We start from the raw sequence: 22,956 nt of genomic DNA on the forward strand, positions 1-22,956 counted from the left end.
ATGATTGATAGCGCGTCATGTTCGAATTCCTGTTCAAGCGCCCGGGCGAAAATGCAGGTGCACCTGTGCCCGTTCCGGATCCCGCCGTGAAGCCCGCGATGGCGTCGCCCGGCGATGCCGCGCGCGGCGCCATGGCTGCGGAGCTGGCCGCGCTGGGGTCGGACGAGGCCGCGATCGCCGACTTCATCCTGCGCTGCGATTATTCCGAACTGCGCCTGGCCGCTGCCGAGCGCGTCTACTCTCCCGAACACCTCGAGCGCGTGTATAACGCGATCCGCAACAGCGACCGCCGGGTGGCCAAGCTGATGCACTTCCGGCTCGATACGATCCGCCATCACCAGGCCGAGATGCAGCGCGGCGAAGAATGCCTGACGCTGGCGCGCCAGCTGGCCGGCGCCGACAATCTCACGCCCAACCAGGTCGCGGAACTCGACCGGCGCTGGTCGGTCATCTCCGCGCCACCGCTTGCGCCGCAGTTCGACGAAGTGCGCGCGACGCTGGGCCGGCGCCTGGAGGCGCAAGTGGCGCAGCAGCGCAGCGTGATCGACAAGCTGGCCGCGCTGCGCAAGCTGGCCGCGGAACGCGCCGCCCCGGACCAGCTGGCGCAAGCGGCCGATGCGCTCGATGCCGCGCTGTCGGACGGCGAGTCGGCCGCGCTGCCACGCCAGCTGCAGGCGGAAGCGCAGGCGGCGATCCAGCAGGCGCGCACGGCGCCGGCACCGACTCCGGCTCCGGCCGCGCCAGCGCAGGCGGCCGCCACGGCCGCGGCGCCTGCCGAGGCGCCCGCAGCACCCGCCGGCGCCGAAGCGGCGCACGATTTGTCCGCCGCTCCTGTGGAGCCGGCACAGCCCGAAGCCGCCGCGCAGCCTGGTCCCGCTCAGGAAGCCCGCAAGCACAAGCCCGCCAAGCCCGCGCTGCCGCCGCCCGACCGCGCGTTCCTCGACAAGATGGATGCGCTCGATGCGGCGCTGGCATCGGGCGCACTGCATGTCGCGAGCGACCTCGATAAGGCAATGAAGGAAACCCGCGGCATCAAGCTGAGCGCGGCGCAGGCCGAGCGGCTGGCGCACGCGCGCTCGGAACTGAAACGCCTGTCGGACTGGGCGCGCTGGGGCGGCAACGTCTCGCGCGAGCAGCTGGTGCGCAGCGCGGAAGAACTGCAGCAGCAGAAACTGCCAATGGGCGAGCTGGCCCAGAAGGTCGGCGGCCTGCGCGAAAGCTGGAAGAAGCTGGATGCGGTGTCCGGCGCCGCGCCGCGCAGCCTGTGGGAGCGTTTCGATGCGGCCTGCAGCGCGGCCTACGCGCCTGCCGCCGCCCACTTCAAGCACCTGGCGGACGAGCGCCACGCCAGCGCGGCCAAGGGCCAGGCGCTGTTGGACGAAGCGGTGCGCGAAGCGGAAGCGTTCGCGCAGGGGCAGGCGCCGGACTGGAAGCACCTCGCATCGACGGTGCACCGGCTGGAACTGGCGTGGTCCCATCTCGGTCCGATCGACCGCAAGGACAAGAAGCGACTGGACGCGGAGTTCTCGCGCGCGATGCAGCAGCTGTCGGCGCCGCTGGCCGAACGGCGCGAGCAGGAACGCGAACAGCGCGAACGCCTGATCGAGCAGGTGCGCGCACTGAACCCGCAGGACCGCCACGCGCTCGATAAGATGAAGCAGGCGCAGGAGCAGTGGCAGCAGGCCGCACGGGCGCTGCCGCTCGAACGCAAGATGGAGCAGGCGCTGTGGCAGAAATTCCGCGGCGCGTGCGACGAGGTGTTCGCACGCCGCAAGGAAAGCGCCCATGCCGCCGACGTCGAACGGCGCGCGCACCAGCACGCGAAAGAAGCGATCTGCGAACGGCTGGAGCAGGCCAGCGACGCCGACGGCGCGGCCCGCCTGCTGCGCGAAGCCGCCGCCGACTGGCACGCGGCCGGCCCGGCGCCGCGCGCGGTCGAGCAGCGCCTGGAAAAACGCTACCACGCGGCCGTCTCGGCGCTCCAGCACAAGATGGACGTGGCGCGCCACGCCGCCACCCTTGCGCAGGCCGGCGCACTGCGCGACAAGCTGCGCCTGGTGCAGGAGCTGGAAGAACAGCTGGTTGCCGGTACTGCCGATGCCGCCCGTTTAACGGAACGCTGGGCTGCGCTGGCGCCGCTGCGCCAGGACCTGGAACGACTCCTCGGCGCGCGCTTCGACGCCGCCATCCGCGCGCTCGACGCGGACCGCGAAGCCTACGCGCGCCAGTTGCAGGCGAACCGCGACGCGCTGCTGCGCGACCTGCTCAAGCTGGAAATCAGCGCGGGCATCGACAGCGGCGCGGAGTTCGCGCGCGACCGCCTGCGCCTGCAGGTAGAAGTGCTGCAAAGCTCGCTGAAGTCAGGGCAGAAGCCGGGCGCGGGCAGCGCGTCCTTCCACTCGCTGCTGGCGCTCCCCGCGCTGTCCGACGCGCGCACCGCCGCGCGCATCGAACACCTGTATCCACGCATCGTAAAGGACCACAAATGATCGACGTGCGGGTGCAGGCAGCCGACTTCGACGCCGGCACCGAACTGGCGCGCCTGCGCGAAGGCAATCCGCGCGTGGGCGCGATCGTCACCTTCATCGGCACGGTGCGCGACATGAACGACGGCGCCAGCGTGAGCGAGATGGAGCTGGAACACTACCCTGGCATGACCGAACAGGCGCTCGAGAGCATCGCGGCGCGCGCCAGCGAACGCTGGCCGCTGTACGCCGCGCTCGTGATCCACCGCGTCGGGCCGCTGCGCCCGTGCGAGCAGATCGTACTGGTCGCATGTGCCTCGGCCCACCGCGGCGAAGCATTCGACGCCTGCGAATTCATCATCGACTATCTCAAGACCGAAGCGCCATTCTGGAAAAAGGAACAGACTCCGTCCGGCGCGCGCTGGGTCGATGCCCGGGTGTCGGACGATGCGGCGCTGGCCAAGTGGGACGCCACCGGCGCGGCAGGCGGGAGGCCAGGCTGATGGCGGCAGGGCAGGGCGCGGGTGCGGCGGGCGCCATCAACTGGCTGGCGGTAGGCGCGGGCGCTGCCATCGGCGCCTGGCTGCGCTGGGGCCTGTCGCTGTGGCTGGCGCGCCTGCACTTGCACATCCCGGCCGGCACGCTGGTGGCAAACGTGGCCGGCAGTTACCTGGCCGGGCTGGCGCTGGCATTCTTTGCCCACCACCCTGCGTTGCCGCCGGCATGGCGCCTGGCGGTCATCACCGGCTTCCTGGGCGGGCTGACCACGTTCTCCTCGTTCTCCGGCGAATCGGTGCTCCTGCTCGGGCGCGGCCAGTACGGCTGGGCGCTGGCGCACGTCGGCCTGCACCTGTTCGGCTCGCTGGCAGCATGTGCGGCGGGATTCGCGACCTGGCGCGCCTTGTCGGGCTAAGCCCGGCGCCGCGCCGCACAGCCCGGGACGCACAGCCCGGGACGCCCGGCGGCCCCGCCAGCAGCATTGGCTGACCTCATGAGATTGCCCGCGGCCCAACGCGGCAAGCTGGCGCTATGGCGTGATCGTTGGGCGCACAATTGCTGTCTCCCGGCTTGAAAACGCGGGCGGGAGCCATATCTAGAGGGCAAGTTAAAATCCCAGGGGGCATCACCATGCGTCAAGACAAACTCACGACCAAGCTCCAGGAAGCGCTGTCCGACGCGCAGAGCCTGGCAGTTGGAAACGAAAACCAGTACATCGAGCCGGTGCACCTGCTGACGGCGATGCTGAACCAGGACGATGGCGCGGCGCGTTCGCTGCTGCAGCGCGCCGGGGTGAATGCAGGCGCCCTGGCCAACGGGCTGCGTACCGCGCTGGACAAGCTGCCCAAGGTCGGCGGCACCGGCGGCGAGACCCAGGTCAGCCGCGACCTGATGTCGCTGCTGAACCTCGCGGACCGCGAGTCGCAAAAGCGCGGCGACCAGTTCGTGTCGACCGAGATGATCCTGCTGGCGCTCACCGAGGACAAGTCCGAGGCGGGCCGGCTGGCGCGCGAGAGCGGGCTGTCGCGCAAGTCGATCGAAGCGGCCATCACCGCGGTGCGCGGCGGCGAACCGGTCACATCGCCCGAGGCGGAAGGCCAGCGCGAAGCCCTCAAGAAGTACACGCTCGACCTGACCGAGCGCGCCCGCATGGGCAAGCTGGACCCGGTGATCGGCCGCGACGACGAGATCCGCCGCGCGATCCAGGTCCTGCAGCGCCGCACCAAGAACAACCCGGTGCTGATCGGCGAGCCGGGCGTGGGCAAGACGGCGATCGTGGAAGGCCTGGCCCAGCGCATTGTTAATGGCGAGGTGCCCGATTCGCTCAAGGGCAAGCGCGTGCTGTCGCTCGACATGGCCGGCCTGCTGGCCGGCGCCAAGTATCGCGGCGAGTTCGAGGAGCGCCTCAAGTCGGTGCTGAAGGAACTGGCGCTGGACGAAGGCATGACGATCGTGTTCATCGACGAAATCCACACCATGGTCGGCGCCGGCAAGGCCGAAGGCGCGATGGACGCAGGGAACATGCTCAAGCCGGCGCTGGCGCGCGGCGAGCTGCACTGCATCGGCGCGACCACGCTCGACGAGTACCGCAAATACATCGAAAAGGACGCTGCGCTCGAGCGCCGCTTCCAGAAGATCATGGTGGAGGAGCCTTCGGTGGAGGCGACCATCGCGATCCTGCGCGGCCTGCAGGACAAGTACGAGCTGCACCACAAGGTGGAAATCACCGACGCCGCGATCATCGCCGCGGCCGAGCTGTCGCACCGCTACATCACCGACCGCTTCCTGCCCGACAAGGCGATCGACCTGATCGACGAGGCAGCCTCGAAGATCAAGATCGAGATCGATTCCAAGCCGGAAGTCATGGACAAGCTCGAGCGCCGCATTATCCAGCTCAAGATCGAGCGCGAGGCCGTGCGCAAGGAGAAGGACGAGGCGTCGCGCAAGCGCCTCGAGCTGATCGAGGAGGAGATCGCCAAGCTCGAACGCGAATACAACGACTACGAGGAGATCCTCAAGGCCGAGAAAGCGCAGGTGCAGGGCACCACGCACATCAAGGAAGAGATCGAGCGCATCCGCTTCGAGATCGAGGAAGCCAAGCGCCAGGCCAACTGGCAGAAGGTCTCCGAGCTCCAGTACGGCCGCCTGCCGGAGCTGGAGACGCAGCTCAAGACCGCCGAGCACCATGCGGAAAGCGAAGAGGAAACGGCCAGGCCGCACCTGCTGCGCACCCAGGTCGGCTCGGAGGAAATCGCCGAAGTGGTGTCGCGCGCGACCGGCATCCCGGTCTCGCGCATGCTGCAGGGCGAGCGCGACAAGCTGCTGCACATCGAGGAAAAGCTGCACGAGCGGGTGGTCGGCCAGGACGAGGCGATCGTCGCCGTGTCCGACGCGATCCGCCGCTCGCGTGCCGGCCTGGCCGATCCGAACCGGCCGTACGGCTCGTTCATGTTCCTGGGCCCGACGGGCGTGGGCAAGACCGAGCTATGCAAGGCGCTGGCCGGATTCCTGTTCGATACCGAGGAGTCGCTGATCCGCATCGACATGAGCGAATTCATGGAGAAGCATTCCGTCGCGCGCCTCATCGGCGCGCCGCCGGGCTACGTCGGCTACGACGAGGGCGGCTACCTGACCGAAGCGGTGCGCCGCAAGCCGTACAGCGTGATCCTGCTCGACGAGATCGAAAAAGCGCACCCGGACGTGTTCAACGTGCTGCTGCAGGTGCTCGACGACGGCCGCATGACGGACGGGCAGGGGCGCACGGTGGACTTCAAGAACACGGTGATCGTGATGACCTCCAACCTCGGTTCGCACAAGATCCAGTCGATGGATTCGGACGACCCGGCAGTGGTCAAGCTGGCCGTGATGGCCGAGGTGCGCGGACACTTCCGGCCCGAGTTCATCAACCGGATCGACGAAATCGTGGTGTTCCACGGCCTGGACGAGCGGAACATCGGCGCGATCGCCAAGATCCAGATCCGCCACCTGGAGGAGCGCCTGGCGCGCATGGACATGGCGCTCGATATCTCCGACGAGGCGCTGCAGAAGATCGCGGAAGCGGGCTACGATCCTGTCTACGGCGCGCGGCCGCTCAAGCGCGCGATCCAGCAGCAGATCGAGAACCCGTTGTCGCGCGCTATCCTCGAAGGCCGCTTCGGCCCGGGCGACACGATCCACATACACGTGCGCGGCAACGAAATCGCCTTCGACAAGTCGGCGCAGCCGGCATCGGCCGAGGCTTAAGCGGAAAGCGGACCGTCCCCGGAGGGTTCAGTCCGCCGCTGTTTGCCTGAAGCAGTCACGCTGCCCACTCATCCCGGCAGCGCCAGGGGGCCGTCCTTCCGGGGGCGGTCCCGCAACCCCCACCGGAGCCCGCCATGCCCTTCGCCACAGCCGATCTCTGTGACAACCACCCCCACTTCCTGGCCAGCGGCGAGCTCGCCATCCTCCCACCCGTGTTCCGCCACTACGGCAAACGTACGCGCTTTTGCGGGCGCGTCGTGACGCTCAAGGTCTTCGAGGACAACGCCATCGTGCGCTCGGCGCTGGAAGCGCCCGGCCATGGCAGCGTGCTGGTGGTCGATGGCGGCGGCAGCATGCGCTGCGCGCTGGTGGGCGGCAACCTGGCCACGCTGGCGCAGGATAACGGCTGGTCCGGTGTGCTGGTGTACGGCTGCGTGCGCGACAGCGAGGAGATCGGCGCCCGCGAGGTTGGCGTGCTGGCGCTGGGGACGCACCCGCTGCGCAGTTCAAAGAAGGGGGAAGGGGAGCGCAACGCGCGCGTGTGCGTCGCCGGCCTCCACATACAGCCCGGTGACTGGCTGTATGCGGACCGCGACGGGACAGTGATCGCCCGTCACAAGATTGCCTGATCAGGCAGCGTTTTTCTTTGCGTTGCGGCGTGCCACGGCGAGCAGGCCCAGGCCGCCCAGCAGCATCGCGTAGGTGCTTGGCTCAGGAATGGCAGGAATGTCGAGCGACATCAGGCTGCCGACCTTGCGTTCGCCATCCATCTCGAACATCTGCACCTTGATGTGTGGCATGCTGAAATCCTGCGAGCCGCCGGTAAAGGTGAACTGGAACACCATGTCGTCGGTCAACGGGATCAGGCTTCCCGATGCGCAGGCACTTTGATTGCCGCCGCCGCCACCGCCGACGCATCCGTTCGCGTTCAATTCGTTATTCACGATGGTCCACGAGCCAGCCGAACCGGGGCCGGACATGACGACGCTATCCCAGCTGCCGATCGACTTGATGTGCAGAGCTCCTAACGCCTCTGCGGTCGACCAGTCTCCCGTCGGGTTCGCAGCATCGATCTCCAGCGTCAGTACATTGCCCGACCAGGATGGCGTAAAGGTCACGCCCTGGAAAGTCACCTGTGCATTTGCAGCGGACGATGCGCCCAGGGAAGCCACGGCGAGTGCGCAGATCGAAAGAGCCCTTTTCATGCTGTTAGTCATTTTATTCTCCATTCCTTGTGTAATTGAAATTAACCCGGAACTGCTGAGTAAATTTATCACTGGAATATCGAAAAAATGTCGCGTTTATGCAAATATTACCGAAAAACTAAAAATATAATTTTAGAAACATTCGGTATGGAAATTTAATTGATAACGAACGGTAATTTATTATGTTTTGGAAATTGATTTATTGGGGTTCGGAAAATAAAAGAATAAAGATGAGCAATTAAATGCTCATTATTAATATTGTGGCCAAAGGCTGAAGCCCCGAGCCGCGGTTGTCTGCGGGAGCCTGGCTCGGGGAAAAGGTCACTTGGGCTGACGCGGCGTCAGGATTTCCTCACGTTCTGGTCCGGCGGTGGCCGTGCGACCACGACCGTCCAGTAGCATGTCATAGGTGCTTGATGAAGCTCCGGTACCGACAGGAATCCCGGGCTGCCTGCGCTGCCTTCGATCCCCGCTCTCCCGATGCACCCCGTTATGTGGTGTGCTGAACTCCTGGGTCCCCCCAGTTTGAGTAAATGAAAGCGCCATGTCGCTTTCGAACGGAAGGCGCGCCGGAGGCGATGGCGATCTGCCTGCATCGTGGCGCGCCCGCATAGTCTGCGGCTCACCCGTCTCCCGACGAGTTGGCCGCATGAAGTTCCGGACCCAGGAGTTTGCCTGAACAAGACTGCGTGTCCCCCCACGCCCGGAACCTTGGTCTGTGCGCCGGCCACCTGCGAGGTACCAGGCGGACCGCTGCTTGTGCGCACGTTGAGATTGCCCTATCGAAACTTGTAATCATCGTTGTCCTCGTTTCCCCATCCTGTCCTCATCCCGCGCTGTGGCAGCGCGGCACGGGACGTGGATCAGGCCTCGGGATCAGCTGGTCTTCTTTGCGTGCCGGCGTGCCAGCGCAAGGACACCCAGTCCGCCCAGCAACATGGCGTAGGTGCTCGGTTCAGGAATCGCCGGGACGTTCATCGACAGCAGGCTGCCGGTTTTTTCGCCCTGGGCATCCACGAAGATCACCTTGAGCTGTGGATAGCTGAAGTCCTGGGTCCCTCCCGTGAAGGTATAGGTAAACAGCATGTCGTCCGTGAGCGCGACCACGTCTCCGCTTGCGCAAGCCCGCATGTTGCCGGAGTCTCCGCCTTCGCAGCCGTTCGCGTTCAGTTCGTTAGGGACGACGTCCCAGTCGGCCGCGGCACCGGGTCCGCTGAACGAGACACTCGTCCAGGTTCCGATATCCTTGACTTGCAGGGCGATCATGCCGGTGGCATCCGCCCAGTCGCCGGTGGGATTTGCCGCATCAATCTCGATGGTCAGGACATTGCCTGAATATGAAGGGGTGAAGGTCACGCCCTGGTAGGTGAGCTGGGCGCTTGCTGCCGCCGAAATACCGAAGGTGGCAGCTGCAACTGCGCATTTGATTGCCCTATTCATATTTGTAGTCATGTTTTGATCTCCAATCCTTGTAATAAATTTAATGACAGACTGCGCAGTAAATTTAGCACCGCGATATCGGAGAAGATGTTGTATTTACGTGAAAATGAGGACTCGCTTAAAATTTTTATCGGACTCGAGTGTTCCATAAAAATTCATTCGACCGCGAGATGAGGAAACAATCGCAGGTATTGCTGAGTTGTTGAATATATGCAAGCGCCACATTATCTCAACAATACCTGCCGAGATAATGCTGAGTTATCGATCCGGCTTCCCGTTTCCCATCGTCCACTAACGAATGCGGTAACGGGAAACCGGCGTGGCGCATTATCAGGCTGCCTTCGATGCGAACCTGCGTGCGCCTGCCAAGAGGCCCAGGCCGCCCAGCAGCATGGCGTAGGTGCTCGGCTCAGGGATCGCCGGCACGTTCATCGACAGCAGGCTGCCGGTCTTTTCCCCTTCGGCGTCGACGAAGATGAGTTTAATGTGCGGATTGCTGAAGTCCTGGGTGCCTCCCGTAAAGGTGTAAGTAAAGATCATGTTGTCGGTGAGGGGGACCTCGGCGCCGATGGCACATGCGCGCTGTATGCCGGACGAACCGCCATCGCATCCGTTGGCGTTGAGTTCATTCGGGAGGACGGTCCAGCCCGATGCTGCCCCGGGCCCGCTGAACGTCACGCTGGTCCACGTTCCCACTTCCTTGACCTGCAGCGCGATGATCCCGGTGGCATCCGACCAGTCGCCGGTCGGATTCGCGGCATCGATCTCGATGGTCAGCACGTTGCCCGAGAACGAAGGAGTGAACGTGACTCCCTGATAGGTCAACTGCGCATGTGCCAGGGATGACGCGCCGAGGCTGGCGGCGGCAATGGCACACATCGTTAAAGCCCTTTTGATGCTTGAAGTCATGGCTGATCTCCGTATTAATGGATTGATAAGACTGCTCATCCAATGTAGCACCGGCCGGAGGACGAAAAGTCGCGCCGGAACAATGTTTGGGCTTGGCTCAATAGCCGAGCCTGACAAACGGTTGCGCGGCCGCAAGCCTCGCGCCCAGGGAGGGTCGCTTTCACCATCCGGAACTGATATCTCACATTACAAAATCTTGGCTTCGCGCAATCAGACGCGCTCTTCCATTTTGAGATATATCATTTCACATCATGGCATGATTAAGGTAATCTGTTGATTTTAAAGGATAATATTTTGCTCATGTGTCTTATATAAGACCAATGGTGCCGCGCACAATTCGTTCTATGATTTTGCTAACGGAATTCACATCACTTGATCAACCAGGAGAGGCACCATGGCAACCCGTGAACAGCAAGTAGCAGCCCTGCAGCAGGAGTGGGAAAACAATCCGCGATGGAAAGGCGTCGTGCGCAATTACTCGGCAGAGGACGTGGTCCGTCTGCGAGGCTCGCTCCAGATCGAGCACACGCTGGCGAAGCGTGGCGCGGAAAAACTGTGGGACCTGCTGAACAACGAACCCTTTGTCAACGCGCTGGGCGCGCTCACGGGTAACCAGGCCATGCAGCAGGTGAAGGCAGGGCTGAAAGCCATCTACCTGTCCGGCTGGCAGGTCGCCGGCGACGCCAACGTCGCGGGCGAAATGTATCCGGACCAGTCCCTGTATCCGGCCAACTCGGTTCCGCTGGTGGTCCGCCGTATCAACAACACCTTCCAGCGCGCCGACCAGATCCAGTGGGCGGAAGGCAAGGACGACATCGATTACTTCGCGCCAATCGTGGCGGATGCGGAAGCGGGCTTTGGCGGCGTCCTCAACGCCTTCGAGCTGATGAAGGCGATGATCGAGGCGGGCGCCGCCGGCGTGCACTTCGAAGACCAGCTCGCGTCGGTCAAGAAGTGCGGCCACATGGGCGGCAAGGTGCTGGTGCCCACGCGCGAAGCGGTCGAGAAGCTCACCGCAGCGCGCCTGGCCGCCGACGTGATGGGCACGCCGACCCTGGTGATCGCCCGCACCGATGCCGAAGCGGCCGACCTGCTCACCTCCGATGTGGACGAGAACGACAAGGCCTTCGCAACCGGCGAGCGCACCGTGGAAGGCTTCTACCGCGTCAAGCCGGGCCTGGAGCAGGCGATCTCGCGCGCGCTGGCCTATGCGCCCTATGCGGACCTGGTGTGGTGCGAGACCGGCAAGCCCGACCTCGCTTTCGCCAAGGCGTTCGCCGAGGCGGTGCACGCCAAATTCCCCGGCAAAATGCTGGCTTATAACTGCTCGCCGTCGTTCAACTGGAAGAAGAACCTGGACGATGCCACCATCGCCCGCTTCCAGAAGGAGCTGGGCGCCATGGGCTACAAGTTCCAGTTCATTACCCTCGCAGGCTTCCACGCGCTCAACTACGGCATGTTCAACCTGGCGCATGGCTATGCGCGCCGCCAGATGTCCGCCTTCGTCGAGCTGCAGGAAGCCGAATTCGCCGCCGCCGAGAAAGGCTTCACCGCGGTCAAGCACCAGCGCGAAGTGGGCACCGGCTACTTCGACTCCGTGACCCAGGCGATCCAGCAGGGCCAGAGCTCGACGACCGCGCTGCACGGCTCCACCGAAGACGAGCAGTTCTTCGACAAAAAAGTCGCGTAAGCGGGGGAGGGGGACTGTACCTGCAAGCCGCTGAGCGGGCAGTACCGTCCCCTGCATTTCAGCGTGCGATCAGGCTGCTCCCGCAAAAAGCTCGGGACGGTCGCCGTTGGGGGCAGCCCCCCGTAACCTATAATGGCGGCTATTCGCACTTATAGGCCACCCCATGTTCAGCTACCGCCACGCTTTCCACGCTGGTAACCACGCCGACGTCCTCAAGCACTTCGTGCTGATCCAGCTTCTCGAGTACCTGAATCAGAAGGACGCCGCCTACACCTACATCGACACGCACAGCGGCGCCGGCGTCTACGCGCTGGACGACAAGTTCGCGGCCAAGACCGCCGAATACGACACCGGCATCGGCAAGCTGTGGGACCGCAAGGACCTGCCCCCGGCGCTCAAGGAATACGTCGACCTGATCAAGTCGATGAACCCGTCGGGCAAGATGCGCTACTACCCCGGTTCCCCATTCTGCGCGGACAAGGTCGCCCGCGACCAGGACCGCCTGCGCCTGTTCGAAATGCACCCGGCCGACGTGCGCCTGCTTGCCGATAATTTCGGCAAGCTGCAGGCGCACGCCGCCGAGCAGGGCATCCGTCCGCCGCAGCGCGGCAAGCGCGTGATGATCGAACGTTCCGACGGCTTTGCGGCGCTTAAGCCGCTGCTGCCGCCGCCGTCGCGCCGCGCCCTGGTGCTGATCGACCCGCCATACGAAGACAAGAACGACTACCGCTACGTGAAGGACGCGCTCGAGCTGGCGCTGGGCCGCTTCCCGCAAGGCGTGTACGCCGTCTGGTACCCGCTGCTGCAACGCATGGAGTCGCGCCAGTTCGCCGACAAGCTCAAGCGCCTGCCGGCCAAGGAATGGCTGAACGTGACCCTGACTACGCGCACGCCCGGCCCCGACGGGGTGGGCCTGCACAGCAGCGGCATGTTCGTGCTGAACCCGCCGTACACGCTGGAGGCGACCCTGCGCGAAACGATGCCGTACCTGGTGCAGGTACTCGGCACCGATGCCGGCGCGACCTTCGTCATCGAAAAAGGCACCCAGGTCACGGGCGCTGCCGGCGCCCGCATCATGCCTGACGGGACCGTCCGCACTCCCCGCAACAACCCGATCGGCAAGGGCAGCCTGCGCGTCCCTGGCCAGGCGCCCGACTCGGCGCCGGCACCGCGCGCGCGCGGCGCCGACACCGTTGCCGGCCGTCCTGGCCGCGCGCCGGCACGTCCGGCCGAAGCCGGTTCCGGCCGTCCCGGCGGCGCCCCGGCGCGCAGCCAGCGGCCCCGTCCCGCAGCGGCAGCCGGCGCAGCAAAAGAGGGCACGCCGGCCCCGCGCGCAGGCCGAGCACGCAAGTGATGCAAGAAAATTAACAATGTCTTTTTTGTAGTATAGTCAGGGCGTAAACGCAGACGCCTGAACCTATGCCCCCTGAACTAGCCTTGGCTGACACCGCAAGCGTGCGTGTCACCGATCACTTTTACCTTGCGCGCCAGCCCATCCTGGGGCGCGACCAGCACCTGTTCGCGTACGAGCTCCTGTTTCGCCATGCGGACGAGCCTGCCGTCGACGTGACCGACCAGGCCGCGGCGACGGCGGCGGTGATTTCGCACGCCTCGCAGCTCGGCATGCAGCATGTGCTGGGCGGGCGGCTGGCGTTCCTCAACGTGGACGAAATTGTCCTGATGAGCGACTTCATCCGCTTCCTGCCGCCCGACAAGGTCATCCTCGAGATACTGGAGACGGTCAAGGCCACGCCGCGCCTGATCGATCGCGTGGTCGAACTGAAGAAGAACGGCTTCCGCTTCGCGCTCGACGACGTGGTGTGCGACGCGGGCGACGTGCGACAGCTGAAGAGCCTGGTCGATGTGATCAAGGTCGACATCAAGGCGACCGGCCGCGAACGCCTGCCGCAGCTGGTCAAGTCGCTGCGCGGGGAAGGGCAGAAGCTCCTTGCCGAGAAAGTGGAAACGCCGGAAGAGGCCGAACTGTGCATGAGGCTCGGCTTTGACTACTTCCAGGGCTACTACTTCGCCCGGCCGTCCGTGCTGACGGGGCAAAAGATCGCGCCGTCCGAACTGGCGCTGCTGCACCTGATCGAACTGATCGGATCGAACGCGGACAAGCAGGAAATCGAATCCTCGGCCGGCGAAGAGCCGCAGATCCGCGCCAACCTGCTGCGGCTGCTGAATTCGCCGATGGTGGAGCACCGGGGCAAGATCGAATCGCTGTCGCAGGCGCTCGAGACGCTCGGCCCGCGCCAGCTGGGGCGCTGGCTGCAGATCCTGCTGTACTCCAAGCCGGGCGCGCCGGTCGACCTGCATTCGCCGCTGTTGTTGACGGCGGCCGCGCGCGGCAAGCGCATGGAATTGATGATGGAGCGGCTGCGGCCGAAGGACCAGGCTGCGATCGCTTCCGCCTTCACGGTCGGCATCCTCTCGCTGATGGATGCCATGTTCTCGATGTCGATTGCCGAAGTGCTGGGCAACCTCGACCTGCCGGACGAAGTGCGCGACGCGCTGCTCGAGCGCAAGGGCGACCTCGGCACCATGCTGCGCATCGTCGAAACCATCGAGATCGACCATTTCCGCACCGATGAATTTGGCCAGCTCCTGCGCAAGGTGGGCCTGACCCCGGCCGACCTGACCGAAATCGAAATCGAAGCCATCACCTGGAGTGACGAGCTCGCGCTCGCCGCCTAGCCGCCGCCGGGGACTGTCCCTTCGGCCGCTGAGCGGGCGGTACCGCCCCCTGATTTTTAGCCCGCACCCCATTCCATCCCGCCCGACTCGCGCGCTCGACGTGGCGGAATCGGCCATAACATGACCGATTCCGCCATTTTCAGGGGGAAGTCGCCTGCGAGGGACAGTCCCCGGTACCTAAGCGGCGAGGAAGAGGAAGACGGTGGGCTTCTTGTGGAAGTCGGGCGCCTTGCCGGCTGCGAGCTCCTTCTTCCAGGCGGCGGCCGGCTGGGTGCGCACGGATTCGCTGGCGAGCGAGAGGTCGGTGGCGACGCACACCAGCGTCTGCGGCTGGCATGCCGCCACCAGCGCTTCCAGCATGGCGGCGTTGCGGTACGGCGTCTCGATCAGGAGCTGGGTCTGCTTCTCCTGCCTGGAGCGCAGCTCGAGCTCGCGGATGCGCTTGGTGCGCAGCGTGGCATCGGTCGGCAGGTAGCCGTTAAACGCAAAGCTCTGGCCATTCAGTCCGCTCGCCATGACCGCCAGCAGCAGCGACGACGGCCCCACCAGCGGCCGCACGGTCACGCCGCGCTGGTGCGCGAGCCGCACCAGGTCCGCGCCCGGATCGGCCACCGCGGGCACGCCCGCTTCCGAGAGCAGCCCTGCGTCGCGTCCCGCTTCCAGCGGCGCCAGCATGCCGGCCAGCGCCTGCGCCGGCGTGTTCACGTTCAGCTCCACGATTTCGATCTGCTGCAGGGGCCTGGCCAGCGGATGCGTCAGCGCCACCTGCTTGAGGAAGGCGCGCGCCGTCTTGGCGTTCTCCGCGACGAAGTAGTCGAGCCGCGCGGTCATCTCCAGCACCTGCGGAGGAATCACGCTGGCGAGGATCTCGGTCGGCCCGAGCGTATTGGGAATCAGGAAAAGGGTGCCGCTCATGTGGTGTGCTTATTCTTTGAAAAATGCCACGCCGGCGCGGCGCAGCATGGAGGTCAGTGCGATGAGGGGCAATCCGGTCAGCGCGGTGGGATCGACGCTGTCCACGCGCTCCAGGATCGCAATCCCCAGCCCTTCGTTCTTGGCGCTGCCCGCGCAGTCGTAGGGCTGCTCGATGCGCAGGTAGGCGTCCAGCTCCGCGTCCGGCAGGTCGCGGAAGGTCACGAAGGTCTGCACGTTTTCCAGCTGGTAGGTAGAATGGCGCCCGTCGTACAGGCACAGCGCCGAATGGAACACCACGCGCCGCCCGCGCATCAGGCGCAGCTGGTCGAGCGCGTTCTCGTGGTTGCCTGGCTTGCCAATCTGCTGCCCGTCGAGCGTCGCCACCTGGTCCGACCCGATCACCAGGCTGCCCGGCGCGAGTGCCGCCACGGCCTGCGCCTTGGCCAGCGACAGGCGCAGCGCGGTCGCCTCCGGCGCTTCGCCGGCCAGCGGCGTCTCGTCGATGTCGGGCGCCATGGCGTCGAACGGCAACTGCAGGCGCGAGAGCAGTTCACGCCGGTAGGCGGAGCTGGACGCGAGGATCAGGCGTGGCGGGTTTGTCATGGGGCGGTTCGAATGCAACAGGCGCGGCAAAAACACTCTAAAATATCGGCTAAGTCTTTGACTTCACAGCGATAAGCCTGTTATTATCGCAGGTTTTCCGGGGAAAGTTTCTGCAAATGAGCGCTTTTGTCATCGACGCCTTCGAGTTTTGTCGAGCCAACGGCCGCCGCGAAGGCGTCACGCCAGTCGCAGAAATGAAGCGGCTCGCAGCCGATTGTGCCGATGCGAGCGGTGAGATCGCCTGGTCGCTGGAAGGTTCGCTGAGCAAGCCGCACGGCTTTCCGCAGATCGTCCTGTTGGTCGCCGGTCCCGTGCAGCTGGAATGCCAGCGCTGCCTGACCCCGTTTGAATACAAGATTGATTCGTCCACCGTGCTCATGCTCGGCAAGGACGACGCAGAAGCCGACGAGATCGAATCGATCATTGACGACGAAAGCATCGACGTGATCGTCGGTAGCCGCACCTGCGATATCCGTGACCTGATTGAAGATGAAGCCCTGCTGGCCCTGCCGCAGGCGCCGAAACACGAGGTGTGCCCCGATACGGCCGCGCTGGACGCGCTGAAAGCCGGGAAGCCCTCGCCGTTTGATGTCCTGAAGGGACTCAAGCCGTAAAGAACGTGTCAAACGCGTGTAGTGTCGAGTATTACAGTAGGTAGTTATAGGTAAGGCAGCGTGAAACATGTCGGCAAACTATTTGCCGCTGGGATACTCGATGCGCATGTATTTGCAAGTCGATTGTGTTAGAATTTTAGAACTTAAGTTTAAGTATTAGGAGTCATCATGGCAGTTCAGCAGAATAAGAAGTCCCCATCCAAGCGCGGCATGCACCGTTCGCACGACTTCCTCGTGGCGCCAAACGTCGCGGTCGAGCCAACCACCGGCGAATCGCACCTGCGTCACCACATCAGCCCGAACGGTTTCTACCGTGGCCGTAAGGTCCTGAAGACCAAGAACGACGAGTAATCGACGTTCCGACCTCCCAAGGTAAGATGAAAGCGGTACAACGTAAGATCCTTGCGTTGAGCCGCTTTTTCTTTGTTCGCGGCTTGTGAAACGCGCGGCTCCTGCCTGCCGGTTCCGGCGTGGCTAGCATCATCAAATGACAATCAAAATTTCAATCGACTGCATGGGCGGAGATCACGGCCCGTCGGTCACCATTCCCGCTGCAATTTCCTTCGCCAAGCACCATCCTGACGCCGAGCTGATCCTGGTTGGCCGCGAGGACGACGTGCGCGCCGAGCTGCGCAAGTGCAAGGCCGAGTCGAATCCGCAGCTGTCGGTCGTGCATGCGGCCGAAGTGGTGGAGATGGACGACCCGATCGAAGTCGCCCTGCGCCGCAAGAAGGACTCCTCGATGCGCGTGGCGGTCGAGCTGGTCAAGGACGGCCGCGCCGACGCCTGCGTCTCGGCCGGCAACACCGGCGCCCTGATGGCCGTGTCGCGCTATGTGCTCAAGACCATGGCCGGCGTGGACCGCCCGGCGATCTGCTCGATCCTGCCGAACCAGAAGGACGGCCCGACCTACATGCTCGACCTGGGCGCCAACGTGGACTGCGAACCGCACCACCTGCACCAGTTCGCCATCATGGGCTCGGTCATGGTCTCGGCCATGGAAGGCATCGAACGCCCGACCATCGGCCTGCTCAACGTCGGCACCGAAGAGATCAAGGGCAACGAGGTGGTCAAGGCCACCGCGAAACTGCTGCAGGAAGACCACGCACGGGGTAAACTGAATTTCTACGGCAACGTGGAAGGCAACGACATCTTCAAGGGCACCACCGACCTGGTGGTCTGCGACGGATTTGTCGGCAATGTCACCCTGAAAGCCGTCGAAGGGCTGGCGCGCTTCGTCAAGAATGTGATGACCACCGAGCTCAAGCGCAATCCGCTGACCATGCTCGGTGCGCTGATCGCGAAATCCGCCCTCAAGCGCATTTCGAACCGCCTCAATCCCTCGCGCTACAACGGCGCCGGCCTGCTGGGCCTGCGTGGCCTGGTGTTCAAGAGCCATGGCGGGGCCGACGCGTTCGCCTATGAGTGGGCGATCAAGCGTTCATTTGATGCAGCCAAATACAATGTCCAGGCGCAGCTGGCAACAATGATTGCTGAGCTGATGCCAGCCCCGGATTCGGCGCCGGGCAACCAAACGCCAGGCTCAACAACTTAAGCAGGACGGCCAGCATGACTCTGTACAGCAAGATTATCGGCACCGGCAGCTATCTGCCTGCACAGCGTGTCACCAACCACGACCTCGAAGTGCAGCTGGCAGCCAAGGGCATCGAGACCTCCGACGAATGGATCGTCTCGCGCAGCGGCATCAGCGCGCGCCACTACGCGGCCGTCGACCAGCACTCGTCCGACCTCGCTGTGGAAGCGGCCAGGAAGGCGCTCGAGATGGCCGGCCGCACGGCGGAGGAAATCGACCTGGTCATCGTGGCCAGCTCGACCCCGGACTTCCACGGCAGCTTCCCGAGCACCGCCTGCATCGTCCAGCGCAAGCTCGGCATGCACAACAACAGCGCGGCCTTCGACGTGCAGGCCGTGTGCAGCGGCTTCGTGTACGCCGTGTCGGTCGCGGATGCGTTCATCAAGTCGGGCGCGCACCGCAACGTGCTGGTGATCGGCGCCGAAGTATTTTCGCGCATCCTCAATTTCGAAGACCGCACCACCTGCGTGCTGTTCGGCGACGGCGCCGGCGCGATCGTGCTGACCGCGTCCGAAGAGCCGGGCATCCTGGCCACCAAGCTGCACGCGGACGGCCGCCACTCCGACATCCTGTCGATCCCGGGCAACCTGGCCGGCGGCGCGGTGGCGGGCAGCGGCTTCCTGTACATGGACGGCCCGGCAGTGTTCAAGCTGGCCGTTTCCGTGCTCGAGCAGGTCGCGATGGAAGCGCTCGACCACGCGCGCATGGACAAGTCGGAGATCGACTGGCTGGTCCCGCACCAGGCCAACATCCGCATCATGAACAGCACCGCCAAGAAGCTCGGGCTGCCGCCCGAGAAGATGGTGGTCACCGTCGACCAGCACGGCAACACCTCGGCCGCGTCGATTCCGCTCGCGCTCGACGCCGCCGTGCGCGACGGCCGCATCAAGCCGGGCCAGAACGTCATGATGGAAGGCGTCGGCGGCGGCTTCACCTGGGGCGCCGTCCTGGCTCGCATGTAGCGCCGTTGGGGACTGTCCCTGCGCGCCAAGGCGGCAGTACAGTCCCCAGTCTTCTTTTCGAACACCTCAAAACAAAGGCAGGGGATAGTCCCGCAGGGACAGTCCCCGACACCAAAAATATGAGCAAATTCGCATTTGTATTCCCTGGCCAGGGCTCGCAAGCCGTCGGCATGCTGAACGGCTTCGCCGGCAACCCGGTGGTCGAGCAGACCGTGGCCGAAGCCTCCGACGCCATCGGCTTCGACATCGGCAAGCTGATCGCCGAAGGCCCGAAGGAAGACCTCGACCTCACCACCAACACCCAGCCCGTGATGCTGACCGCGGCCGTGGCCGTGTACCGCGCCTGGATCGCGGCCGGCGGCAAGCAGCCTGACCTTGTGGCAGGCCACTCGCTCGGCGAATACTCCGCGCTGGTCGCGGCCGGCGTGATCCCGTTCAAGGACGCGGTGCCGCTGGTGCGCTTCCGCGCCCAGGCGATGCAGGAAGCGGTGCCGGTCGGGCAGGGCGGCATGGCCGTCGTGCTGGGCATCTCCGCCGACGAGGTGCGCGCCGTGTGCGCCGAAACCGCAGCCGAGCTGCCGGGCTCCGTGATCGAGCCGGTCAACTTCAACGAACCGACCCAGACCGTCATCGCCGGCCACACCGCCGCGATCGACCGCGCCTGCGAGATCGCCAAGGCCAAGGGCGCCAAGCGCGCCATGAAGCTGGCCGTCTCCGCGCCGTTCCACTCCTCGCTGCTCAAGCCGGCATCGGACCGCCTGCGCGACTACATGGACAAAATCGAGTTCGCCGCACCGCAGATCGCCTTGATCAACAACGTCGACGTGGCTATCCTGAACGATCCGGCCGCGATCAAGGATGCGCTGGTGCGCCAGGCCGCCGGCTCGGTGCGCTGGGTCGAGACGGTGCAGAATATGGCCGCCGAAGGCGTCACCCAGGTCATCGAATGCGCACCAAGCAAGGTGCTGATCGGCATGGCCAAGCGCATTGACGGCAACCTCGCGGGCGAAGCGCTGGTCGACCAGGCCTCGCTCGAGCGCGTGCTCGCAACCTTCAACCAATAATAAGGACCAGAATGAACCTGACCAATCAAGTTGCGCTCGTCACTGGCGCGTCGCGCGGCATCGGCAAGGCCATCGCGCAGGAACTGGCACGCCAGGGCGCCAAGGTAGTCGGCACCGCGACCAGCGAAGCGGGCGCTGCGGCGATCTCGGAATACCTCGGCGATGCCGGCAAGGGCGTCGTGCTGAACGTGACCGATCCTGCGCAGTGCGAAGCGGTGATCGCGGACGTGCAGAAGACCTACGGTTCGCTGTCGATCCTGGTCAACAACGCGGGCATCACCCAGGACAACCTGGCGATGCGCATGAAGGATGAGGAATGGGACAGCGTGATCGCGACCAACCTCACCGCCGTGGGCCGCCTGTCCCGCCTCGTCCTGCGCGGCATGATGAAGGCCAAACAAGGGCGTATCATTAACATCACGTCGGTGGTGGGCTCGTCGGGCAACCCAGGCCAGATGAACTACGCAGCCGCCAAGGCGGGCGTCGCGGGCATGAGCCGCGCGCTGGCACGCGAGATCGGCAGCCGCAACATCACCGTGAACTGCGTCGCGCCCGGCTTCATCGACACCGACATGACCAAGGTGCTGTCCGAAGAACAGCACGCCGGCCTGCTCACGCAGATTCCGCTGGCGCGCCTGGGCAGCCCGGACGACATCGCGCATGCGGTGGCCTTCCTGGCCGGTCCGAATGCGGGCTACATCACCGGCACGACCCTGCACGTGAATGGCGGAATGTACATGAACTAACGGTGGAATCGCACCGATTAGAGTACGTTGTCGAAAATTAGTATTGCTTTCGGCGCACTTAGCCGCTAATGCCGAAATTAGTTTTATTCCGCGCAAACCTGATAAAATGCGCGCACTTTCCGTAACACACATAATGGAGCCCTAACATGTCGGATATCGAACAACGCGTTAAAAAAATCGTCGCTGAGCAACTGGGCGTTGCAGAAGCAGACATCAAAATCGAATCGTCGTTCGTTGACGACCTCGGCGCAGATTCGCTGGACACCGTTGAACTGGTGATGGCACTGGAAGACGAATTCGAAATGGAAATCCCTGACGAGCAGGCGGAAAAGATCACCACCGTGAAGCAGGCGATCGACTACGCGACCGCGCACGTCAAGGCCTAAGGTCTGCGGGAGAATCGCTTGAGCCGTTCACGCAACCGCCGTGTCGTCGTTACCGGCCTGGGCTGCGTTTCGCCAATCGGCAACAACATTGCCGACATGTGGAGCGCGGCGCTGGCGGGCACGTCAGGCATTGCCAACATCACGAAGTTTGACGCATCCGCTTTCTCGACCCGTTTCGCGGGCGAGGTCAAGGGCTTCAACATCGAGGACTACATCCCGGGTAAAGATGCCCGCCATATGGATACCTTCATCCATTTCGGCATGGCCGCCGGTATCCAGGCAGTGCAGGATTCCGGCCTGGAAGTCACCGAAGAGAATGCCGACCGTATCGGCGTGATCGTCGGTTCGGGCATCGGCGGCCTGCCGCTGATCGAAGACACCAAGGAAGACTACGACAAGCGCGGCCCACGCCGTATCTCGCCGTTCTTCGTGCCGGCATCGATCATCAACATGATCTCCGGTAACCTGTCGATCAAGTACGGCATGCGCGGCCCTAACCTGGCCATCGTCACCGCCTGCACCACCGGCCTGCATTGCATCGGCGCGGCAGCGCGCCTGATCGAGTACGGCGATGCGGACGTGATGGTCGCCGGCGGCGCCGAAGCCACCATTTCGCCGTTGGGCCTGGGCGGTTTCGCCTCTGCACGCGCACTGTCCTCGCGCAACGACGATCCGGCAACCGCTTCGCGTCCATGGGACCGCGACCGCGACGGCTTCGTGCTGGGCGAGGGCGCCGGCGTCATGATCCTCGAAGAATACGAGCACGCAAAGGCTCGTGGCGCGAAGATCTACGCGGAAGTGCTCGGCTTCGGCATGAGCGGCGACGCGTACCACATGACGTCCCCGGTGGAAGATGGCAGCGGCGCGAGCCGTTGCATGGTGTCGGCAATGAATATCGCCGGCGTCAATCCCGACCAGGTCGACTACATCAACGCACACGGCACCTCGACGCCGCTGGGCGATGTGGCCGAGGTGCAGGGCATCAAGAAGACGTTTGGCGACCACGCCAAAAAGCTGGTGGTCAACTCGACCAAGTCGATGACCGGCCACCTGCTGGGTGGCGCCGGCGGCCTGGAATCGGTGTTCACGGTACTCGCCGTGCACAAGCAGATTTCGCCACCGACGATCAACATCTTCAACCAGGACGAGAACTGCGACCTGGACTTCTGCGCCAACACGGCGCGTGAAATGAAGATCGACGTCGCGGTGAAGAACTCGTTCGGCTTCGGCGGAACGAACGGCACGCTGGTGTTCGGCAAAGTCTGAGCCCCGTCGCTCCGCTAGAAATAACCGGCCCTCGCGGCCGGTTTTTTTATGTCCGGCGGGAGAGGACAGTCCTGTCCCGCTGAACTTTGGCGCGCCCGCAAGGTCCAACATCGATCCGCCGGGACCTTCGCCATGTCCATCGCCACCTCCGTCACACTCGGCCCGTCGCGCACCGTGCGCGCCGCACTGGCCGCGTTCGCCGCGCTGCATGCCGCGCTTGCCGCCGGCATCGCCACGGCCTGGCTTGGCGCCTTTCATCTCCCCATATTCTTACCGTGCGTTCACGCGGGCGCCGCGATTGCGTGCCTCGTTGGTGCAGCGCAGCGTCCAACGGCGCGGCGCATTGATGTATCTGGAGTCGGGGCCATCACGGTAACGGTACAACAATGGCAGACGCACGATTCCGCGCCACAGCCGATCCCGGTGCGCCTGCTGTCCGGCTCCGCTTTCCTGCCGGGATTGCTGGTGCTGGAGCTGGCGGACGGGCAGGGGCGGCGCCGGCATCTCGTCGTCCTGCCGGATGCGATCCGCGGCGGAGAATTCCGCCGTGTTGCCGCGGCGCTGCGCGCAATTGCAGCGCGCGACGCGGGTGCGAGGGAACCGAAAACTTTTGAACTTATTGCAGGCGGCCAAGCTCAAAGACCGTAAGCACGCGGCCG

The 22,956-nt window shown here is 64.4% G+C and carries 22 protein-coding genes; 17 read left to right on the plus strand and 5 right to left on the minus strand.

Annotated elements, in window-relative coordinates:
* Positions 1-17 precede the first annotated feature (17 nt).
* From ACFSQR_RS17590 to rraA, 5 genes are all read left to right on the plus strand, one after another.
* Entirely contained in the window at positions 18-2,489 is a 2,472-nt protein-coding gene (locus tag ACFSQR_RS17590) for a DUF349 domain-containing protein (RefSeq protein ID WP_377731319.1), read from the plus strand.
* On the plus strand, positions 2,486-2,968 hold the full coding sequence (locus ACFSQR_RS17595) for a molybdenum cofactor biosynthesis protein MoaE (protein ID WP_377731321.1): 483 nt from the start codon (positions 2,486-2,488) through the stop codon (positions 2,966-2,968). Before ACFSQR_RS17590 ends, ACFSQR_RS17595 begins: the two co-directional genes overlap by 4 nt.
* Complete coding sequence (crcB, locus tag ACFSQR_RS17600) at positions 2,968-3,378, plus strand: fluoride efflux transporter CrcB (RefSeq protein ID WP_377731322.1); 411 nt, start codon at positions 2,968-2,970, stop codon at positions 3,376-3,378. The genes ACFSQR_RS17595 and crcB overlap by 1 nt, the downstream gene beginning before the upstream one ends.
* A gap of 215 nt (positions 3,379-3,593) precedes the next feature.
* Positions 3,594-6,206: an ATP-dependent chaperone ClpB gene (gene clpB, locus ACFSQR_RS17605; protein WP_377731324.1), complete on the plus strand. Its 2,613-nt coding sequence runs from the start codon at positions 3,594-3,596 to the stop codon at positions 6,204-6,206.
* A 134-nt stretch (positions 6,207-6,340) separates the two neighbouring features.
* On the plus strand, positions 6,341-6,835 hold the full coding sequence (gene rraA / locus ACFSQR_RS17610) for a ribonuclease E activity regulator RraA (RefSeq protein WP_377731325.1): 495 nt from the start codon (positions 6,341-6,343) through the stop codon (positions 6,833-6,835).
* Here rraA and ACFSQR_RS17615 read toward each other — a convergent pair whose 3' ends face one another.
* The 3 genes from ACFSQR_RS17615 to ACFSQR_RS17625 all read right to left on the minus strand — a co-directional run bounded on the left by ACFSQR_RS17615 (position 6,836) and on the right by ACFSQR_RS17625 (position 9,760).
* A complete protein-coding gene (locus ACFSQR_RS17615; RefSeq protein WP_377731326.1) occupies positions 6,836-7,411 on the minus strand; it encodes a PEP-CTERM sorting domain-containing protein in 576 nt (191 codons plus the stop codon).
* 876 nt (positions 7,412-8,287) lie between these two features.
* On the minus strand, positions 8,288-8,863 hold the full coding sequence (locus ACFSQR_RS17620) for a PEP-CTERM sorting domain-containing protein (RefSeq protein ID WP_377731327.1): 576 nt from the start codon (positions 8,861-8,863) through the stop codon (positions 8,288-8,290).
* A 318-nt stretch (positions 8,864-9,181) separates the two neighbouring features.
* Positions 9,182-9,760: a PEP-CTERM sorting domain-containing protein gene (locus tag ACFSQR_RS17625; RefSeq protein ID WP_377731328.1), complete on the minus strand. Its 579-nt coding sequence runs from the start codon at positions 9,758-9,760 to the stop codon at positions 9,182-9,184.
* A 394-nt stretch (positions 9,761-10,154) separates the two neighbouring features.
* On the opposite strand from ACFSQR_RS17625, the gene aceA reads away from it, so the two are divergent.
* The 3 genes from aceA to ACFSQR_RS17640 all read left to right on the plus strand — a co-directional run bounded on the left by aceA (position 10,155) and on the right by ACFSQR_RS17640 (position 14,147).
* The gene (gene aceA / locus ACFSQR_RS17630) at positions 10,155-11,450 is read left to right on the plus strand and encodes an isocitrate lyase (protein WP_377731329.1); all 1,296 of its coding nucleotides are present in this window, start codon (positions 10,155-10,157) and stop codon (positions 11,448-11,450) included.
* Positions 11,451-11,613: 163 nt separating this feature from the next.
* Positions 11,614-12,804, plus strand: a complete 1,191-nt coding sequence (rlmJ, locus tag ACFSQR_RS17635) for a 23S rRNA (adenine(2030)-N(6))-methyltransferase RlmJ (protein ID WP_377731330.1) — start codon at positions 11,614-11,616, stop codon at positions 12,802-12,804.
* An 83-nt stretch (positions 12,805-12,887) separates the two neighbouring features.
* Positions 12,888-14,147: an EAL and HDOD domain-containing protein gene (locus ACFSQR_RS17640; RefSeq protein ID WP_377731331.1), complete on the plus strand. Its 1,260-nt coding sequence runs from the start codon at positions 12,888-12,890 to the stop codon at positions 14,145-14,147.
* A gap of 177 nt (positions 14,148-14,324) precedes the next feature.
* Here ACFSQR_RS17640 and ACFSQR_RS17645 read toward each other — a convergent pair whose 3' ends face one another.
* Both ACFSQR_RS17645 and ACFSQR_RS17650 read right to left on the minus strand, forming a co-directional pair.
* A complete protein-coding gene (locus tag ACFSQR_RS17645) occupies positions 14,325-15,062 on the minus strand; it encodes an SAM-dependent methyltransferase (protein WP_377731332.1) in 738 nt (245 codons plus the stop codon).
* A gap of 9 nt (positions 15,063-15,071) precedes the next feature.
* Complete coding sequence (locus ACFSQR_RS17650; protein WP_377731333.1) at positions 15,072-15,665, minus strand: Maf-like protein; 594 nt, start codon at positions 15,663-15,665, stop codon at positions 15,072-15,074.
* A gap of 116 nt (positions 15,666-15,781) precedes the next feature.
* On the opposite strand from ACFSQR_RS17650, the gene ACFSQR_RS17655 reads away from it, so the two are divergent.
* From ACFSQR_RS17655 to ACFSQR_RS17695, 9 genes are all read left to right on the plus strand, one after another.
* Complete coding sequence (locus ACFSQR_RS17655) at positions 15,782-16,279, plus strand: YceD family protein (RefSeq protein ID WP_377731334.1); 498 nt, start codon at positions 15,782-15,784, stop codon at positions 16,277-16,279.
* 168 nt (positions 16,280-16,447) lie between these two features.
* On the plus strand, positions 16,448-16,630 hold the full coding sequence (rpmF, locus tag ACFSQR_RS17660) for a 50S ribosomal protein L32 (RefSeq protein WP_377731335.1): 183 nt from the start codon (positions 16,448-16,450) through the stop codon (positions 16,628-16,630).
* Positions 16,631-16,766: 136 nt separating this feature from the next.
* Positions 16,767-17,834, plus strand: coding sequence for a phosphate acyltransferase PlsX (plsX, locus tag ACFSQR_RS17665; RefSeq protein WP_377731336.1), 1,068 nt, complete (start codon positions 16,767-16,769; stop codon positions 17,832-17,834).
* A gap of 14 nt (positions 17,835-17,848) precedes the next feature.
* Positions 17,849-18,835 carry a beta-ketoacyl-ACP synthase III gene (locus tag ACFSQR_RS17670; protein ID WP_377731337.1) on the plus strand — a complete coding sequence of 329 codons (987 nt, stop codon included), beginning with the start codon at positions 17,849-17,851 and terminating at the stop codon, positions 18,833-18,835.
* Between the two features lie 119 nt (positions 18,836-18,954).
* On the plus strand, positions 18,955-19,899 hold the full coding sequence (gene fabD, locus ACFSQR_RS17675; protein ID WP_377731338.1) for an ACP S-malonyltransferase: 945 nt from the start codon (positions 18,955-18,957) through the stop codon (positions 19,897-19,899).
* Positions 19,900-19,910: 11 nt separating this feature from the next.
* Positions 19,911-20,645: a 3-oxoacyl-ACP reductase FabG gene (gene fabG / locus ACFSQR_RS17680; RefSeq protein WP_377731339.1), complete on the plus strand. Its 735-nt coding sequence runs from the start codon at positions 19,911-19,913 to the stop codon at positions 20,643-20,645.
* Positions 20,646-20,791: 146 nt separating this feature from the next.
* The gene (gene acpP, locus ACFSQR_RS17685) at positions 20,792-21,031 is read left to right on the plus strand and encodes an acyl carrier protein (RefSeq protein ID WP_020653257.1); all 240 of its coding nucleotides are present in this window, start codon (positions 20,792-20,794) and stop codon (positions 21,029-21,031) included.
* A gap of 18 nt (positions 21,032-21,049) precedes the next feature.
* Positions 21,050-22,297 carry a beta-ketoacyl-ACP synthase II gene (gene fabF, locus ACFSQR_RS17690; protein WP_377731340.1) on the plus strand — a complete coding sequence of 416 codons (1,248 nt, stop codon included), beginning with the start codon at positions 21,050-21,052 and terminating at the stop codon, positions 22,295-22,297.
* 132 nt (positions 22,298-22,429) lie between these two features.
* On the plus strand, positions 22,430-22,945 hold the full coding sequence (locus ACFSQR_RS17695; protein WP_377731341.1) for a protein YgfX: 516 nt from the start codon (positions 22,430-22,432) through the stop codon (positions 22,943-22,945).
* Positions 22,946-22,956: the final 11 nt, after the last annotated feature.

Origin of the sequence: Pseudoduganella sp. GCM10020061 (assembly GCF_042683405.1) — a bacterium.
Taxonomy (GTDB): Bacteria; Pseudomonadota; Gammaproteobacteria; order Burkholderiales; family Burkholderiaceae_D; genus Telluria.

Bases quoted from the DNA above. Each gene is read 5' to 3' on its own strand.
- ACFSQR_RS17620 (WP_377731327.1), bottom strand. From the start codon at position 8,863: ATGACTACAAATATGAATAGGGCAATCAAATGCGCAGTTGCAGCTGCC.
- fabD (WP_377731338.1), top strand. From the start codon at position 18,955: ATGAGCAAATTCGCATTTGTATTCCCTGGCCAGGGCTCGCAAGCCGTC.
- ACFSQR_RS17595 (WP_377731321.1), top strand. From the start codon at position 2,486: ATGATCGACGTGCGGGTGCAGGCAGCCGACTTCGACGCCGGCACCGAA.
- ACFSQR_RS17695 (WP_377731341.1), top strand. From the start codon at position 22,430: ATGTCCATCGCCACCTCCGTCACACTCGGCCCGTCGCGCACCGTGCGC.
- ACFSQR_RS17650 (WP_377731333.1), bottom strand. From the start codon at position 15,665: ATGACAAACCCGCCACGCCTGATCCTCGCGTCCAGCTCCGCCTACCGG.
- acpP (WP_020653257.1), top strand. From the start codon at position 20,792: ATGTCGGATATCGAACAACGCGTTAAAAAAATCGTCGCTGAGCAACTG.
- ACFSQR_RS17615 (WP_377731326.1), bottom strand. From the start codon at position 7,411: ATGAAAAGGGCTCTTTCGATCTGCGCACTCGCCGTGGCTTCCCTGGGC.
- fabG (WP_377731339.1), top strand. From the start codon at position 19,911: ATGAACCTGACCAATCAAGTTGCGCTCGTCACTGGCGCGTCGCGCGGC.
- clpB (WP_377731324.1), top strand. From the start codon at position 3,594: ATGCGTCAAGACAAACTCACGACCAAGCTCCAGGAAGCGCTGTCCGAC.
- ACFSQR_RS17655 (WP_377731334.1), top strand. From the start codon at position 15,782: ATGAGCGCTTTTGTCATCGACGCCTTCGAGTTTTGTCGAGCCAACGGC.
- ACFSQR_RS17670 (WP_377731337.1), top strand. From the start codon at position 17,849: ATGACTCTGTACAGCAAGATTATCGGCACCGGCAGCTATCTGCCTGCA.
- crcB (WP_377731322.1), top strand. From the start codon at position 2,968: ATGGCGGCAGGGCAGGGCGCGGGTGCGGCGGGCGCCATCAACTGGCTG.
- rraA (WP_377731325.1), top strand. From the start codon at position 6,341: ATGCCCTTCGCCACAGCCGATCTCTGTGACAACCACCCCCACTTCCTG.
- ACFSQR_RS17625 (WP_377731328.1), bottom strand. From the start codon at position 9,760: ATGACTTCAAGCATCAAAAGGGCTTTAACGATGTGTGCCATTGCCGCC.
- rlmJ (WP_377731330.1), top strand. From the start codon at position 11,614: ATGTTCAGCTACCGCCACGCTTTCCACGCTGGTAACCACGCCGACGTC.
- rpmF (WP_377731335.1), top strand. From the start codon at position 16,448: ATGGCAGTTCAGCAGAATAAGAAGTCCCCATCCAAGCGCGGCATGCAC.
- ACFSQR_RS17645 (WP_377731332.1), bottom strand. From the start codon at position 15,062: ATGAGCGGCACCCTTTTCCTGATTCCCAATACGCTCGGGCCGACCGAG.
- plsX (WP_377731336.1), top strand. From the start codon at position 16,767: ATGACAATCAAAATTTCAATCGACTGCATGGGCGGAGATCACGGCCCG.
- aceA (WP_377731329.1), top strand. From the start codon at position 10,155: ATGGCAACCCGTGAACAGCAAGTAGCAGCCCTGCAGCAGGAGTGGGAA.
- ACFSQR_RS17590 (WP_377731319.1), top strand. From the start codon at position 18: ATGTTCGAATTCCTGTTCAAGCGCCCGGGCGAAAATGCAGGTGCACCT.